Annotated in this window: 10 protein-coding genes; 6 read left to right on the top strand and 4 right to left on the bottom strand. The window is 71.7% G+C overall.

The features are described from left to right. Positions 1-197: 197 nt before the first annotated feature. The 3 genes from ACLQ2W_RS17540 to ACLQ2W_RS17530 form a co-directional block, all read right to left on the bottom strand. On the bottom strand, positions 198-434 hold the full coding sequence (locus ACLQ2W_RS17540) for a DUF4253 domain-containing protein (RefSeq protein WP_425787351.1): 237 nt from the start codon (positions 432-434) through the stop codon (positions 198-200). A 28-nt stretch (positions 435-462) separates the two neighbouring features. Next, complete coding sequence (locus tag ACLQ2W_RS17535) at positions 463-1,128, bottom strand: SMI1/KNR4 family protein (RefSeq protein ID WP_425787350.1); 666 nt, start codon at positions 1,126-1,128, stop codon at positions 463-465. Between the two features lie 305 nt (positions 1,129-1,433). After that, on the bottom strand, positions 1,434-4,532 hold the full coding sequence (locus ACLQ2W_RS17530) for an NACHT domain-containing protein (RefSeq protein WP_425787349.1): 3,099 nt from the start codon (positions 4,530-4,532) through the stop codon (positions 1,434-1,436). A gap of 366 nt (positions 4,533-4,898) precedes the next feature. Here ACLQ2W_RS17530 and ACLQ2W_RS17525 point away from each other — a divergent pair, with 366 nt between their 5' ends. The 3 genes from ACLQ2W_RS17525 to ACLQ2W_RS17515 all read left to right on the top strand — a co-directional run bounded on the left by ACLQ2W_RS17525 (position 4,899) and on the right by ACLQ2W_RS17515 (position 11,519). Then, positions 4,899-9,803 carry a hypothetical protein gene (locus ACLQ2W_RS17525; RefSeq protein ID WP_425787348.1) on the top strand — a complete coding sequence of 1,635 codons (4,905 nt, stop codon included), beginning with the start codon at positions 4,899-4,901 and terminating at the stop codon, positions 9,801-9,803. A 147-nt stretch (positions 9,804-9,950) separates the two neighbouring features. Beyond that, a complete protein-coding gene (locus ACLQ2W_RS17520; RefSeq protein ID WP_425787347.1) occupies positions 9,951-10,682 on the top strand; it encodes a sulfite exporter TauE/SafE family protein in 732 nt (243 codons plus the stop codon). Positions 10,683-10,844: 162 nt separating this feature from the next. Then, positions 10,845-11,519: a pyridoxamine 5'-phosphate oxidase family protein gene (locus ACLQ2W_RS17515; protein ID WP_281935047.1), complete on the top strand. Its 675-nt coding sequence runs from the start codon at positions 10,845-10,847 to the stop codon at positions 11,517-11,519. 36 nt (positions 11,520-11,555) lie between these two features. Here the strand turns inward: ACLQ2W_RS17515 and ACLQ2W_RS17510 are convergent, their stop codons facing one another. Then, positions 11,556-12,482: an NB-ARC domain-containing protein gene (locus ACLQ2W_RS17510; protein ID WP_425787346.1), complete on the bottom strand. Its 927-nt coding sequence runs from the start codon at positions 12,480-12,482 to the stop codon at positions 11,556-11,558. A gap of 501 nt (positions 12,483-12,983) precedes the next feature. Here ACLQ2W_RS17510 and ACLQ2W_RS17505 point away from each other — a divergent pair. From ACLQ2W_RS17505 to ACLQ2W_RS17495, 3 genes are read left to right on the top strand one after another with little or no spacing between them, the layout of a single operon-like run. Beyond that, positions 12,984-13,367, top strand: a complete 384-nt coding sequence (locus ACLQ2W_RS17505) for a cupin domain-containing protein (protein ID WP_405093234.1) — start codon at positions 12,984-12,986, stop codon at positions 13,365-13,367. Next, on the top strand, positions 13,360-14,724 hold the full coding sequence (locus ACLQ2W_RS17500) for a class I tRNA ligase family protein (protein WP_425787345.1): 1,365 nt from the start codon (positions 13,360-13,362) through the stop codon (positions 14,722-14,724). The genes ACLQ2W_RS17505 and ACLQ2W_RS17500 overlap by 8 nt, the downstream gene beginning before the upstream one ends. After that, a complete protein-coding gene (locus tag ACLQ2W_RS17495; protein WP_425787344.1) occupies positions 14,717-15,769 on the top strand; it encodes an FAD-dependent oxidoreductase in 1,053 nt (350 codons plus the stop codon). The genes ACLQ2W_RS17500 and ACLQ2W_RS17495 overlap by 8 nt, the downstream gene beginning before the upstream one ends. Positions 15,770-15,774 lie beyond the last annotated feature (5 nt).

The following is a 15,774-nucleotide window of genomic DNA, read 5'->3' as shown; positions in this document are numbered from 1 at the left end:
CGGCTCAAGCTGTGGATGCCTTTCCGGCAACGGCAGGCCTGGATGGCCTCCAACCTCAGCGACCGGTCGCATGGTGGTCAGGTCGAGCTGGTCCACGCCCGCTGTCGCGGCCCCTGACAGTCGTCTTCGAGGCTGCACCGTGCCCGCTATTCCAGTCGATCCGCAGGGGCGCTCATGAGCGCGCTACCTCAGCAGGGTCAGTCCCACCAGAAGGTCCAGCAGTTCAAGCCCATGATTGCGTCGGCGTACCTGCGGAAGGTCTCGGTGTGGCTCTGCCAAATGTTGTCCGGGCAGAAGGCGAAATGTTCGGCGGTCACCTGCAGGGCTAGGTCGGGGGTGACAGGTGGCGCGGCGATGCTCAAGTGCAGGGTGTCGAAGCTCAGGCCGACGGTGTTGTTGTCCCAGATGTCGGCGAGGTGGCCGATGCAGGTCACCCAGCGTGCCGCCTCGCGACGTCGGTGACTACTGGGTTTGCTCTTCGGCCTGTTCGAGCCAGCCTCGGTACCAGCGCGTGAAGCCCGTCGGGGTTCCGTCGGGCTCGTGCAGCGGCCAGAACCCGCCGTCGCTGGCGGTGTCGTCCGCCCACATCTGACCGCGGGCTGGTCCGCTGATGACGAGGGCTTCGCGGTAGGCGCAGCCAAGGTGACAGAGATAGAGCAGCCCGATGGAGTGTTCGGGTGAGAAGGCGACGGCATCGTGCTGCTGCCAGTAAGCGTCTTCAGCCTCGTTGAACTTGCCCTCGGAGCCGAAGTCCGCCTCATCGGGGGGATCCGGCAGGTCGGCTGCGGGGTTGAATGCGTCGGTGTGCGGGAACGGCTGGCCCAACGTTTCCAGGTCGGTGAGTTCGGCGCCGTCGCCTGCCCAGTGCCAACGGCCGCCGACCCGTTGAACGGAAAAGAGCCCGTACGCCGGGCCCGCGCCCCCACGACCGACCTGTAGAAGAAAGGAACGGTACTCGACGGGTAGCTCGACAGCCAGCTGTGACTCCAGCTCGGCCAGCTCATTCGTGGTCAGCGGCGGCTCGCGTCGCCACTGATGGCCATTGGCTCCGAAGACCGTGCCGGCAGACGGGTGCGTCGACAATCTGGCCAGGCGATCGGGTACATCCGACCAGTCCGAGAGGATCACGGCAACACCCTAGACGTGGGCTGCGGACATGTGCTCACATCGCGAGCGAAGCGCGGGTGTTGTGCCGGCGATGACGCTGACCGGCCCAGCGTCGTCAGCACCGGCGCGACGCTTCCGGACCCGCACCGGCTTCTTGTCGGTCTGCTCGGCTTGCGGCTCCACGGGAGCGCAGGATCGCGTGAGAGGCAGCCGTCCCGCGATCGGCCGCAGCGTGAGCGTCTACGGGTGGTCTGATAACCGTGGGCGAAGCGGGCGGCGGGGCTTCATACGTGTCGCGACCAGGGACCTGCGCGAGGGGATGGCCTCTACTCATCTGGCTGAGGTTCCTGGTGGCTCAGCGACGGTTTTCCCGGATGGAGGGCGTCGTTGGCGTCCGGCGCGGCCATCTGGGTGGCGGCGCGTCCGGTTGAGGCTCTGGTGGTGGTGTCGGATCCGACTGGAGGTAGATCGTGCGGTCGGTTGGAGGCGCGGTCCGGCGGAAGCAGGTGACGTATCAGCTCGTAGGCGCGGGGCACGTCTCGCAGGCCCGTCAGGTGGGCGATCACTGTTCCCTCAGCGGTTGCCTCCATGCTGTGCCAGCCGACCGACACACGCTTCGTGCGCCGACTGGTGGTGTCGCCTTGAGCGACGTCGACGGTGGTGACCTTCAGTTGGCCGTATCCGAGCACTCTGCCGGGTAGGGACTGCTCGTATCGCAGGTCGGTGATGTGCCGCAACGGCAGCTCGACGTATCGTGACATTGTCGCCACTCGCATGCGGAGGTTCGTGACGGTCACCTGCTCGCTGGAGGCGATGAAGAACGGCACGGCGGCGGTAATGATCAGTCCGATCGCAAGGCACAGCAGGCTCGGGAACAGGAAGAGACATGGAGCGATACTCGCGACGAGGACCGTCACGGCGGGCAGCACCGCTACGGGATGCATAGTCAGGTGAACACGCACGTGCTCGCCGGGCAGTAACGTGCCCTGCTTGGCCAGCTGACGCCACGGACCCAACTGCCATGTGTGGGCTGCCTCCCAACCGGTGCTCCAATCGTCGTTCGGATCGGTGAGATTCTCGGCGGCGGGTGCACGGGCAGCGAGTTTCGTGGCCAGGGTGGGATCGCGCCAGCGCTGACGGGACCACGGCAGCCGTTGCAGGACCAACGCGTCACGGCTCGGCGCAGTGCGGTGCCGCTCGATCCAGGTGACGAGCTGTTCCAAGCGCTGTTGCACACGTCCGTTGGCGTCGGCTTCTGCGAGGTGGTTCTGCAGTCGGAGATGGCGGAACTGGTAGACAGCGCCGATCTGGCGTAACACGCCACGCCGGTGGGCGTCGATCAGAAACGGCATGATCCGCCAGGGCAGGCGGCGCCGGAGCGCGTAGGACAACCGCGTGGCCGCGAAGCGACTGGACGCCGGACCGAAGTCGCCGATCAGCGCGGTCACGGCGGTGTGAGCCACGGCGTAGGCGAGGTAGCCGACGAGTGTGACGGGGCCGGCGAACAGCCAGATGAGCAGCGCGAAGGTGCCGCGTTGGCCGAGCATCGAGATCAGTCCGGCGCGTCTGTCCAGACGCACCAGCTGCGCCGGCCCGACGGCGCGGGAAACGTCCACCGGCTGCACGAGCCAGCCCGGCGCGTTGGCTATGACCACGCCAACCACCGCTGCTGTCAGCAGGAAGCCGTTGATCTTCGGCACCGCCAGATGCGGATACCAGGTTCGCGCGACGCCCAGGGCGGTCAGCCCGGTCAGCGAGACGCCGACCCAGAGTCGCACGAGCGTCCACCGCCAGGTGACGGGGCGCCGCCCAAGGGCCGAGGGCAGCGGCGGCACTTCGACGGAGCGTCCCAGGGCGACAAGACCGGTGCCCAAGATCGCCCACACCGCCACCCACGAGGCGAATACCCGCGGGTCGGCCATCACGTCGACGTCGATCTCCGGTGGCAGATCAGAGACCTGTAGGGCGTCTATCGTCTCCGTGACCGACGGCGGGAGGTGGACACCGATCGGTCCTGACGAGGCCAGTCGACCCCACTCGGCGAAGAGGTTTCGTCCCGGGTCGGGTGCGTCCAGTGCGATGGCGAGGGCGACGGCACCCCAGAGCAGCGCCGCGCCGACGGCGCAGCGCACCGCAACGACAAGCGACGCCCAGAACCGGCTGGGGTCGCTCATCCGCCACCAGGCGAGGTCTCGGCTGTCCGCGCGGGCCAGGTCGGCGGCCAGAGCGGCCAGCCACCGCCGTGCCTGCTTCGGGCGGCAGCGAAACGGCGTCGGAGCGGACCGGTCACCGTAGACCGCAGGTATCAGGGCTTCCAGCAGGTGCTGTTCCATGGCGTGCGCATCGGAGAAGGTAAGAAGCTCCGCCGGATCGTTGGTTTGGCGCTCGTACACGGTGCGGGCCAACCACAGCATCAGCGGGTTCGTCAGCACCTGCGCCGCCACGCCGGTCGGCGCGGCGGTGACGTTGTCGAAGATGGCCTGCCAGCGGCCCGTTCGCGCGCCCGCGGTGGCGGCGAGGAGGTAGTCGCGCACCTCGTCGGTGGATAGCGGACGCAGGTGCACCGCTGTGGCGAGTGCTATCGGGCGTCCCGCCCGATGCTCGGCGCCTCGGTATTCATCCGGGCGGCTGGTCATCACCAGCGGTCGGTCCGAGCCGTAGGCGTTGATCTGCTCAATCACCCAGGCGCGCTCTGGTGCGGGCAGCTCATCCAATCCGTCCAGGACGGGCAGGATCCTCGCGGCGTCGACCAGCGCTTGAGCAACGGTGACGGGTGCGTGGTCGTCGGCGCGTACCCGCGCGGCGAGCGCGGGGCTGAGGTTCACCAGTTCGTCCGCCAGCCACCGGCTCAGGGTGGCTCCGGTGTGCCAGTTGCCCAGCGGCACGAGAACGGGCAGGGGATCTCCGGCCGATCGTGCGGCCAGGAGGTCGCGGACCAGGCGGGCTACCAGCACGCTCTTTCCCGACCCGGCAGTGCCGAGGATGACCAGCCGTGGTGTGGCCAAAGCCGTGAAGAACGCCGCGACGTCGGTGAACACGCCGGCGCTGGTGCCTGGCGCGTCGTTCGGTTCACCTGTGTCACTGCTGGGGCTGTTGGCGGTCGCCCATCGCACGGGCAGCGGCCACGGGTCGTTGATCCGCCGTAGCCGTTCCTCGTTGGCCCAGATGCGGGTGAGGGCTACGGCAAGGTCCTCGGTGGCCTGCTCGAGATCCGCGTTGGATAGGGGCTTCGCGTCGCGGGTCCACCCCAGTAGCCGGCGCAGGATCGCCGTAAGTGTGCCGGCGGCCAGGAGCACGAATCCGGCGACACTGGCAGCCTTGTCGCCCCAGTCGAGGTCGTTTTCACGCACTGACCAGCCGGCTCGTGCGAGCAGGGCCACGGTTACGCCGACCGCGACGACCGCAAACAGTCGGCGTACCCGCACGCTGCGCACACCTCATCATCGCTGACGGGCCGGTCATGCTCAACGCAGGTCCCTCGATGATGGATCTCTACGAACCTTTAAGTGGGGCGTCCTGAACGATGACCTCTTCGGCGGCCTCGAAGGTCCCGACTCGTAGGATGCTCGTCCTGTTCGTCGGTCCAGCCGGCCCACCCCGACGGACACGCCGTCCGGCACCGATGTCTGCACCCGTGTTGGGCGCCGGACGGTCTGACCGTGTCCGGCCCGTGCTCGGGCAGCTACCTTCACCGATTCCGGCCGGCGAGCGAGTGGACAAGCTGGTGTGACTGTCGCGACCGATGGCAGGATGGGAGCGGCAGTCAGCGAATCTGGGTCGCCGTCGCACGGGTGGGGACAGATGAACCAAAGACTCATTGCCGCTCTTTCGGTGGTGCTGGCAATCGTCGCCGGTGTCCTGACCAATCTGGTCACCGCAGGTTTCACGCCGCCGCTCGTCGTGGCGCTCATCGTGGTCGCCTTGCTCTGGGCCGGGCTGACCGCGCTTCAGCGCCCCGGATCACCGCCGCCCGCGGCCCCGACATCCGAGACGCACGGGGACAACAGCCCCATCATCAACGCGGACTACAACAGCGGACACATCACCTTTCACGCGCCGCCGAGATCCGACAGGTCGTCCGGCGACAACGGCGATCCGACCTGATGAGGAGATGGCGGCCGTTCCCCCAGCGCCGTACGTCGAAAACGTACGGGAACGACAGCCCCGTCATCAACGCGGACCACAACAGCGGCACCATCAACATCACGGTCATGGCCGCCTCCGCCGGGGCCCATCCGCTCCGGGGTGCTCCCCAGGCGTACGGGGCATACGTCGATTCGCTGACCCGGGCCTACTACCCGGACAATCCCTTGGTCGCGGACTTCCGTCGGTTCATGGAAGAACAGGATCGTGGATACTTCGCGGTGGAGGCCGAGCCCGGCATGGGGAAGTCGGCCTTCGCGGCCTGGGTCGAGGCGCGACCGGAGACGGACGCCGCGCACTTCGTGCAGAACGGTGCCGGGGCGGGACTGACGGCGACTGTCGTGCGCAGCCTGAGCGCTCAACTCATCACCGCGTGGAAGTTGGACGATCTCGCCCCCGGTGGTTGGCTCTCCGACTCCAGCGGAGAGGCCGGATGGCTGGCCGACGTCATCGAGCAGGCGGCGCGACGGCGGAACGAGCAGGGGTCGACACGGCCCATCGTCGTGGTCGTCGACGCGCTCGACGCCGCCCACGAGTATCCCGCCACCGAGTTGCCGTTCGGGCTGCCGCAGTGGCTTCCGGAGCGCGTGTACGTCGTCGTGACCGCGCGGACCGGGCGATTGAGGAACCTTCCGTGGGACCAGACACGTCGTGTGGCGTTGTTGCCGGAATCGCCGGGGAATGGTGCGGCTCTGGAGGGTTTCCTCCGTGACCGTGCGCGGCACGACCCCCGAATCGCCCGGGCGCTCGACGGACACGGCGTCACCGACGAGGCCTTCGCCCAGAGGATCCTGGAACGCAGTCGGGGGTCGTGGGTCTACGCCCACTACGTGATCGAGTCCATCGGTCAGGATCCGCGGAGGATTCGGGATCTTCCCGGTTTGCCGGAAGGCTTGGAGGCCTACTACCAGCACCGCGTCCTGTCGCTCTGCCTCGGCGGGGACAGGCAGTACGACGAGCGACGCGTCCGACTGCTCGCGGCGCTCGGCGTGGCCGGCGAGCCGGTGGACGCCCACACGCTCTGCTCGCTCGCCGGGCTGGACGAGCCGTCCCTCGTGGACGCTCTCATGCGCGACGGGCTGCGGCCCTTCTGCACGGTCGTCGGCCCCGGTGCGGAGGTGGACGAGCCGGTCCGCTTCACGCCCCACCACCCGAGTCTCCGGGAGTACCTGTCGGGCGCGTCCGACGGGACTCTCCGGCAGGCGGCCCGGGCCGCTCATGCCCGTGTCTGCGACCGCTACCTGGCGGCGTGGGGTGGCCTGGAGTCCGGGCTCGGGACCCTGGCGGCCCAGCCGGAGCTGGCCGGCGTGGACGGTGGGTATCCCGTCCGGCATCTGGCGTCGCACCTGCTGGCGACGGGCCGGGAAGCGGACTTGCACCGCCTGCTCGCGCTGAGCCGGGGTCGGGAGAATCTGTGGTACGCGGTGCACGCGCAGGCCGGGGATGTCGGCAGCTATCTGCGTGACGTCGAGTTGGCGGAGGCGGCGACCGGGCGGCTCACGCTCCAATTGCGTTACCGCCTCATCCAGGCGAGCGTGACCTCGGCGGTGACGGCCATCCCGCCCGGGCTGGTGCGGGAGATGGTCACTCGGGGGCACTGGACCGTCGAGCAGGGCTTCCAGCGTGTCGCGATCATGAGCAATCCGGATCATCAGGCGGTGGGGGTCCGACTTCTCGTACCGGACCTGCCGGAGCGGACGCATCCGGACGTGCTCAGCCTCGCCGCCTCGTACGGCAGCCAGGAACGCTCCGCCGTGCTGGAGGCGATCCTGCCGCTCCTGGCCGACGAACTGGTTCCGGTCGTGGTCGAACTGGCCCTCGACACCGACAACGGTCAACTGCTGCCCGGGCCACTGACCACCGCGGCCGCCCGGCTGCCGCACGACGCGCTGAAGGACCTGCTTCACCATCATCTGTTGCAGGACCGGTACGGCAACAGGAAGTTCGTCCGGGCTGTCGTCGCCCTGTTTCTGAACCCGGACCGGAGGGCCGGGGCGCGCAAGGCGTTACGGATCCTCGGCTCGGGAAAGTACGAGCCGGGCCGGGATCAGCTGTTCGCCCTGCTCCCGCACCTGCCCGTCACCGAGGCGGTCTTCGACGACGTGCTGACCCTGATCGGGAACCGGCCTGACGTACGGGGCGACAGGCCTTCCGCGCATGGTCCCCGGCCCACGGGCGGCATCGAGCGACTGCGGTGGGTGCTGGAGCAGGGCGTGGACATGGTCGTGGCCGCCCGCATGCTCCAGGTGGCCGCACACCTCGACTGGGGCAGGGCGGAAGTGCCCACCCTGCTGGAGTTGGCGCTGCGGTTCAGGTTGGACTACCGCTCGCCGGGTCTGCTGTACGCGCTCTGCGGACAACTGTCCACCACCGAGGTGCGAGGCTGGCTGGGCGAGTTGTTCCCGTCCGACGGAGAGCCGGGTCGCCTGCTGCATGTCGCGGTCCGACACATTCTGCTCGGCGCGATGCTCGACCGGCTGCCGCCGGAGGAGGCGCGCGGCTACGCCGAGCGGGAGATGTCAGCGACACCGAAAGTCGAACGGCTACCGGTCCGGATTGACCACCCACTCGTCTTGGACGCCCGGCCACACCTGGTCAGGTATCTCTCTCCGGAGACGCGTCGCCGGTACGTCGCGGAAGCCGTTGAGGCATGGGAAGACGACCCCAGGTACGGGCAGACGCTCGCGATCATCGCGCCGCAGCTGGGCGAGGAGGAGCTCGGGGCGGCGCTGCGCGCGGTGAACACGGAGGACGCCGTCGCGTCAGGCGCCCGGGTGACGGCACTCAACGTGCTCGCTCCCTACCTTCCCGAGGACGTGCTGCGACAAGTCGTCGTCGACAGCACGTCGAGCCCGGTACGGCTGGACGACCTGTCCGCCCTAGCCGAGATCGGACGGGGTCTTCCCCCCGAGGCACGTGGCCGGACCGGCAGGCGCGTCCTGACCTTCGTCCGCGGGATCCCGGAGTCGCGGACACTGGCCGACGCGGTGGCGAGGCTCGCCCCCGTGCTGTCCTCGGAGGTCGCCGTGGACGCGCTGGCGCTGCTGGAGTCCGGGGCACGCTCCGTGCCTCTCTGGGCGCGGAAACGGTCGTTGTGGCGGCCGTTGACCATGGCCTCGGCGGACCCTGGCATGAGCACGGCGATGATCAGCGCAGAGCGGGTGTACGGTCTCGGGGGCGTCGCGCGGGCCGTGGAGGCGCTCAGCGGGACGCTGCCGGATCAGGCTCTGCCACGGGCCTGGGCCGCCGCGGTGGGCGATGACCAGGAGAGCGCCGCGCAGGTGGCGCTCTGGGCGCCCGGTCTGGTGTCGCGACTCCGCTCCACCGGCCAGGACGAGCTCCTCGACGGTGTCCTCACGTACGCCGCCGAGCACCTGCCACTGATCGACGAGGACGAGGTGCCGCCGCTGCTCCGTTTCGCGGAACTGGTGCCGGTCGAACAGGTACGACGCGCGTGTGACCTCCTGCTTGCCCGCCGCGACGGTCCGCTGCGCGCGCAGGCCCTCGCGGGCCTGAGCCGTCATCTCCCCGATGCCGAGCGGAGTTCCCTGACCGGAACGGTACTGACGCTGCTGGCGGGCGCCCGGTGGAAGGCTCGGACCACCGACCGGTCCCATTCGGCGGACGCTCGCACACTCGGGTACCTGTACCAGGCGGGAGCCACCGAAGCGGCAACCACGGCGCTGCGTGCGTTACTGGCTGCCAGCGGTGAGTGGGACGCGGTCGTCCTTGAGGCGTTCGGTGCTCCGCTGCCGGCGTCCGTCGTCGAGGAGGCCCTGGCGATGACGCTCGCGGACGCGCCCGGGCGGCGCAACTATCAGGTGCTCGTCGTCCTGGCTCCCAGCCTCGACGGGAATCAGCTCCAGAGAGCGCTCCGGGCGATGACGGAGGACGAGCCAGATGATGCGTTCCGCCTCGGGGTGTTCACCGCATTCGCCAGGCGGCTGGCGCCGGACGCCGCAGGCGTCCTGTCACCCGAGATGTTCGCGCACGCCCTCCGGATGACGGAGGTGGAGCTGGCGAGTGAGCGGGGCATCATCCCGTTCCTGGCCCGGATGCGTCGGGACGACCCCGTTCGGTTCCGGACTCTGACGGAGCGGCTGATCAACTGTCATACGCCGGACGCCTCGACCTCCTGGGCGCCGGATGCCGGCTTCGCCTCCGCCGTCGGCGTGCTGGAGCGTGACGAACTCGTCGAGTTGTACGCGCGGGTCACCCGGGCCCGTGGCCCTGCCTCGCGTGCCGTCGCCCAGGCCACGATCCTGCGGCGACTCGGTGACGAATGGCCGGGGACGACCGCCCCGGGCGGCGGCGACCTGCCCCGCACCTGGCCGCCCGGGGTGGACCGGAGGACCCTGTGCGGGTTGCTCGCCGCGTCCGCCTGGTGGATACGGCGTCAGGGCGGGAACGATGCCATCGACGAACTGGTCGGGGCGTTGCTCGACGTGGTCACCTGGTGGCCCGTGACCGGCCAGATCCGGGCGTCGTCCCGCCCCACGCTGACGATGTCGGTCACGGACGGCCTAGCAGTCGCCCAGCGTGCCGCCTCGTGACACGATGCGGCGGGGGTGTCGTTGGCAGGGTGGCCTCCAAAGCAGAAGCATGCTGTGCTGCGGGCGGCCACGAATGTGACCGACGGATACACAGAGAGTGCTTGTCTGGCAGCGTTTCGTGCTCGTGTCGACAGGTGGAGGCCGGGCATGGCGACGGATCTGGTCGGCGTCCTCGCGGTGGCGTCGTCGGCCGCGTTCGCGTTGGCCTGGCTGTCGGCGGTGGCCGGTTTCGGCGGCGGCGTGCTGCTGCTGCCCGTGTTCACCGCGCTGTTCGGGCTGCGGATGGCGGTGCCGATGCTGACCTTGACCCAGGTGTGGGGCAACGGCGCGCGGGTGTGGTTCAACCGGCGGGACGTGAACTGGCGACTGGTGCGCTGGTTCGCCCTGGGCGTGGTACCCACCGCTGTCCTGGGCGGACTGCTGCTGGCCCACGCCCCGCCGGGGCCACTGAAGCGGCTGCTCGGGGTGTTCCTCATCGCGGTGGTCGTCTGGCGGCGACGCAATCCGCATCCGCGTCGGCCGTCCGCCCCGGCGTTCGCCGGCGTGGGCGCGGGCTCGGGACTCGGTTCGGCGCTGCTCGGGTCGGTGGGGCCGCTGACCGCGCCGTTCTTCCTCGCGTACGGGTTGACCCGCGCCGCGTACATCGGCACCGAAGCCGCCGGCGCGCTGGTCATGCACGTCTCGAAGATCGCCGCGTACGGCGCCGGTGCGCTGCTCGACCGCACCGTGCTGCTGTTCGGGGTGGCGCTGGCACCCGCGACCCTGCTGGGCGCCTGGGCGGGCAGGAGGACCGTGGGGCGGATCAGTGACCGGTTGTTCGTCGCCCTCGTGGAGGTCGGTCTGATCGCCGCCGGGGTGCTGTTTCTGCTCGGCTTCTGACCGCAACCAGAACCTCAGCCAACCCCGCCGCCACGCAGCTGGCCGGACCGGACCCCACCGAGGACCACCGCTGAGCCGCCAGGCGCCGGTCGAGGAGGCGGAGGGCACCGGCCGGTGAGTACGCTCGCGCCCTGGTCCGTTCCGACCGACGGGAGACGAGTCATGAGCGACGCCGACGCGCCGTTGTCCGCAACCCCCCGCACCCGGCTGCGCCGCATGAGCCAGAAGGGACGCGGCGACCGCGCCGCCCTGTTCGAGGTGCTGCGGGCCGGTCTCGTCTGCCACCTCGGCGCGCTGGTGGACGGCTGTCCGATGGTGGTGCCGACCGTCTACGGCTTCGACACCACGCACCTCTTCCTGCACGGCTCGGTGGCCAGCCGGAGCCTCACCACCGACGCCGAGGTCTGCGCCACGGTCACGGTCGTCGACGGGCTGGTCCTGGCACGTTCGGTCTTCGAGCACGGGGTCAACTACCGCAGCGCGATGGTCTACGGGACCCCGCGCAGGGTCGTCGACGCCGAGGAGAAGCGGTACGGCCTACGGTTGCTGACCGAGCACGTCGCGCCGGGCCAGTGGGACTACACCCGCGGGCCGAACGGCAAGGAACTCGCGGCCACGGTCCTGCTGGCGCTGCCACTGGCCGAGGCGTCGGTCAAGACCCGCAGCGGCCCGCCCGACGACGGCGCCGGCCCGGACGCCGCGCTCGGCCTCTGGGCCGGCGAGCTTCCCCTGGTCGCGACGTGGCAGCAGCCGCTGACCGATCCCGCGCTGCCCGCGACCGTGGCGGTGCCGGCGCACGTGGCCGCCCGCGCCGGGACCCGCGCCGACCGGTCCTGAACGCACCGGCGTGGGCCGGGCGGCCGACCGGCGCCGCTAGCGCAGTTGCCGCGCCAGCTCGGTGAGCGACACCCCGGGCTGGACGGCCGCGCAGGCCGCCACCACCGCCAGCGCCCGGGGCACGCCCTGGCAGTGGGCCACTATCCCGCGCACCGCCTCGGGTTCCGCCGCGAGGCGGTGCGCGCCGAGGCGGGCCCGCAGCAGCTCGTACGCCTCCTCCGGGGCGAGGCGGTCGAGCACGACGGGGTGCGCGACCTCCCCGGCGACCAGCCCGGTGAGCCGGTCCCGGCTGGTCACCAGCACCATGCACCCCGCCGCGCCGGGCAGGAGTGGCCGGACCTGGTCGGCGTCCCGCGCGTCGTCGAGCACGATGAGCATCCGCCGCCCGGCGAGCAGGCTGCGGTAGAGCCCGACCCGGGCGTCGAGGCCACCCGGGATGCCGCCGGCCGGCACGGCGAGCGCCTCGATGAGGCAGCCCAGCGCGTCGGAGGGCGACGCCGGTGACCTCTGTGTCCGGTTGCCGCTCAGGTCGATGTGGAGCACCCCGTCGGCGAAGCGGGTCGCGAACCGGTGCGCCCAGTGCAGCGCCAGCGCGGTCTTGCCGATCCCGGGGCGACCGACGAGGGCGCAGACGACCACTGTGGACATTTGCCAGGGGTCGCCATCGAAGATTCGGTCGAGCTGGGCGAGCTGGGCGACGCGGCCGGTGAAGCCGGGCACGTCCAGCGGCAGTTGCATCGGCCGCGGCCGGGGCGGTGGCGATGACGGGCCGGGCAGGCCGAGCGCGTCGCGGATCAGCCGGACGGTGGCGGGCCGGGGCCGCAGCACCCGCGCCGACTCCAGGTTGCGGATGCTGCGCACGCTCAGCCCCGTCCGGGCCGCCAACTCCTCCTGGGTGAGGTGGGCCCGCTGCCGGGCCGCGACGATCTCATCACTCAGGGTAACCTGGTAGTCGATCACCATGCCATCCCCACTCGCCTGCTCCGTGCGGGTCTGGCCGATTCGTGCCGACGGTACGCCGTAGCCGAGGCCACTGATCCGGGAGTCGGCAGCGATGTTGCCGTTGAACTGCCGGTGGTCTGCCTGTTCGCAGGACGACCCTACGCCGACAGTGGCAGTGCCGCCATTCGCCGCGGCGAATCAATCGGAGCCGGGGAGGCGGTGTTTCGAGCAGCGGTCCGCCGTGACCCATCGTGGCTTGGTCACGCACCGCACCGCGCCGCCCGGCGCGCGCCGGGCCCGGGGCCGGTCCCCGCCCCCGGTGGGGGACGCCCGTGCCGCCCTCACCGCCGTGCCGCCCGGCGCGGGCCCCGCCCCGGGCGGTGGCACGCCGTCGACCGGCCCGCGCCACGACGCCGGCGGGACGCGAACCCGCCGTCACGCCGACGACCGCCGCCCCCGGCGGGCCGTCGGCGCCGACCCACGGCCCTGCCGCTCAGGTCACCCGCGATCAGGAGGACAACCATGCGGAAGTACGTCAGCGACACCGCGCAGCTCACCGACGAGTACGGCATCCAGATCGGCCGCTGGAAGCAGTACCGCGACCTGGGGCCGCTGCCGTTCGACGCGATGTGGTGCGTGATCCCGCCCGGTGCCAGCAGCGCCGAGGACGTGCACCCGGAGGTCGAGTTCGCGGTGGTGACCCGGGGCACCGCCATCTACGAGGCGGCCGGGGAGAAGGTGGAGGTGCCGACCGGCGGGGTGATCCTGCTCGACCCGGAGCGGTCCCACGTGATCCACAACCCCTCCCCGGAGGTCCCGCTGACCATCCTGAGCATCTACTGGATGCCCCGGACCGCCGACGCCGACGCCGAGGGCGGCCGGGACGCCGGGGCGGGCCGTGACTGACGGCGCCGCCCCCGCCGGGGTGGTCCTCGTGGTGACGCCGCCGCCGACGCCGAACGGGCCGCTGCACGTCGGGCACCTCTCCGGCCCGTACGTCGCCGGGGACATCGCGGCCCGCGCGCTACGCGCCGACGGCCGCCGGGTCCTGACCCAGTGCGGCCTGGACGCCCACCAGAACTACGTGCCGACCCGGGCCGAGGCGCGCGGCGAGGCACCCGCGGACACCGCCGCGCACTACGGCGCGCTGGTGGGCGAGGCGCTGCGCGCGGCGCGCATCGGGTACGACGTGATGGTCGACCCGCTGGCCGACGCGGGCTACCGCGACGCCGTGGCCCGGTTGCTCACCGAGCTGGTCGAGGCGAAGGTCGTCGAGCTGGCCCCGATGTCGCTGCGCGCCTGCGCCGGCTGTCACCGGATCCTGCACCACGCCCGGGTCGTCGGGGCCTGCCCGCGCTGCGGGGCCGGGGCGGCCGGCGGTACCTGTGAGGGGTGCGGCAGCTTCCTCGCCGCGGCGGACCTGGTCGACGCCCGCTCGACCTGCTGCTCGGCCGCCCCGGAGCCGGTGACCCACCCGGTGCCTGTCCTCCGGCTGGAGGAGCACCGGGAGCGGCTGTGCGAGTTCTGGTCCCGGGCGGTCCTGCCGCCCCGGCTGCGCCGGCTGGTCGCGGCGTACCTCGACACGGGGCTGCCGGATGTCGCGCTGGCCTACCCGAGCGACTGGGGCATCGAGTGGGGCGACGGCCTGCGGGTGGACGTCTGGGCCGAGATGGCCCTGGCCAACCTGGTGCTGCCGGCCCGCCACCTGCGTCCGGGGGCGGACACGCTGAGCGGCTACCTCGACGCCTGGGCCGACGTCGACGAACAGTGGCTGTTCCTCGGCATCGACAACGCCTTCTACTACGCGGTGCTCATCCCCGCCCTGCACCTGGCCGCCGGGCTGCCCGAGCGGCCGACCGGGCTGGTGGTCAACGAGTTCTACCGGCTCACCGGCGCCAAGTTCTCCACCAGCCGGGGACACGCCATCTGGGCGCACGAGTTCCTGGCCACCGAGGACCCGGCGGTGGTCCGGGCGTTCGTGAGCTGGGACCGGCCGGACAGCTACGAGTCCGACTTCCTGCCGGCGGCGTACGAGGCGTTCAAGGCCTGTTACACCGCGGCGCTCGACGGCGTCGGTCCTCACCTCGACGCGGCGCTGGCGGACATCGAGCTGACCCGGGGCGAGCGGGCGTTGCGCCCGGACGCCTTCGACCCGGCCGCCGCGGTCCGCGCGGCGCTGGCCGCCGCCGGCAGCCGACCCGAACGGGCGGCCCGGCTGCTGGGCCTCGTCGGCGGCACCCTCCCGGCGGGCGCGGGTGACTGAGCCGCGGGTACTCGTCGTCGGCGCCGGACTGGCCGGGGCCCTGCTGGCCCGGCGATTGCAGGACGCGGGCGCCGAGGCGGTGCTCATCGGTACGGCGCCCGACAGCCCGACCGGCGGGTACCGGGACGCCACCGCCGCGTCGGGCGGCCTGGTCCGGGCCTTCGAGCCGGAGCCGGCCGCCCGCGCCCTGGCCGCCGCCAGCCTCGCCGAGCTGCGGGGCGACCCCGGCCTGGCGGCGGAGGCCGGCTGGCGGCGCACCGGTTCGCTCTACCTGCTCGATCCGGACACCGTCGCCGGGGGCGGGGTCGGGGCCGGGGCCGCCGCGGTCGACGCCGAGGTGCTCACCGCCGCGGAGGTCGCCCGCCGCTTCGGCGTCGACGGGCTGCCCGAGCACGCCGTGGGGGTCTGGGAGCGCCGGGCCGGCCACGTGGTGCCGGACCGGCTGCGGCGGGCCGTGCTGGCCGGGCTGACCCGGACCGAGGCCGTGCCGATGGCCCGGCTCGACGGCGACACGGTGGAGTTGCGCGACGGTCGGCGACTCGCCGGTGACCTGGTGGTCGTGGCCGCCGGGGCGTGGACCCCGGGACTGCTGCGCGCCGCCGGGCTGGCCACCTGCCTGCGTACCAAGCACATCCAGTACGCCCACCACGCCGTGCGCCGCGCCGACCTGCCGTCGTTCGTGGACGAGACCAGTGGCCTCTACGGCCGGCCCGCCGGCCCCGGGCGCCTCCTGCTCGGCCTGCCCAGCTCCCGCTGGGACGTCGACCCGGCCGCCCCCGCGCCCGACGCCGAACTCGCGGCGCGGGTCCGAGCGGTGGCCGCGTTGCGGCTGCCCGGCCTGGACCCGCGACCGGTGGGCCCGCCGGTCAGCGCGGCCGACTGCTACAGCGAGCCCCCCGGCCTCGCGCTGCGGGCCGTCTCCGGGACCGTGCACACCTTCACCGGCGGGAGCGGGGGCGCCGCCAAGACCGCCCTGGCCGCCAGCCGACGCGCAGCCAGCGCTCTGCTGGACCACCCATCGTCCGTCGGGGTTCCGACGGGTTAGCCGAA

The sequence above is a fragment of the Micromonospora sp. DT227 genome, assembly GCF_049841835.1.
Taxonomy (GTDB): domain Bacteria; phylum Actinomycetota; class Actinomycetes; order Mycobacteriales; family Micromonosporaceae; genus Micromonospora.
This window is presented reverse-complemented; position numbering and strand designations above follow the sequence as displayed.

Excerpts from the sequence above, each read along its gene's own strand:
- ACLQ2W_RS17515 (WP_281935047.1), top strand. The coding sequence starts at position 10,845 with ATGAGCGACGCCGACGCGCCGTTGTCCGCAACCCCCCGCACCCGGCTG.
- ACLQ2W_RS17505 (WP_405093234.1), top strand. The coding sequence starts at position 12,984 with ATGCGGAAGTACGTCAGCGACACCGCGCAGCTCACCGACGAGTACGGC.
- ACLQ2W_RS17510 (WP_425787346.1), bottom strand. The coding sequence starts at position 12,482 with ATGGTGATCGACTACCAGGTTACCCTGAGTGATGAGATCGTCGCGGCC.
- ACLQ2W_RS17520 (WP_425787347.1), top strand. The coding sequence starts at position 9,951 with ATGGCGACGGATCTGGTCGGCGTCCTCGCGGTGGCGTCGTCGGCCGCG.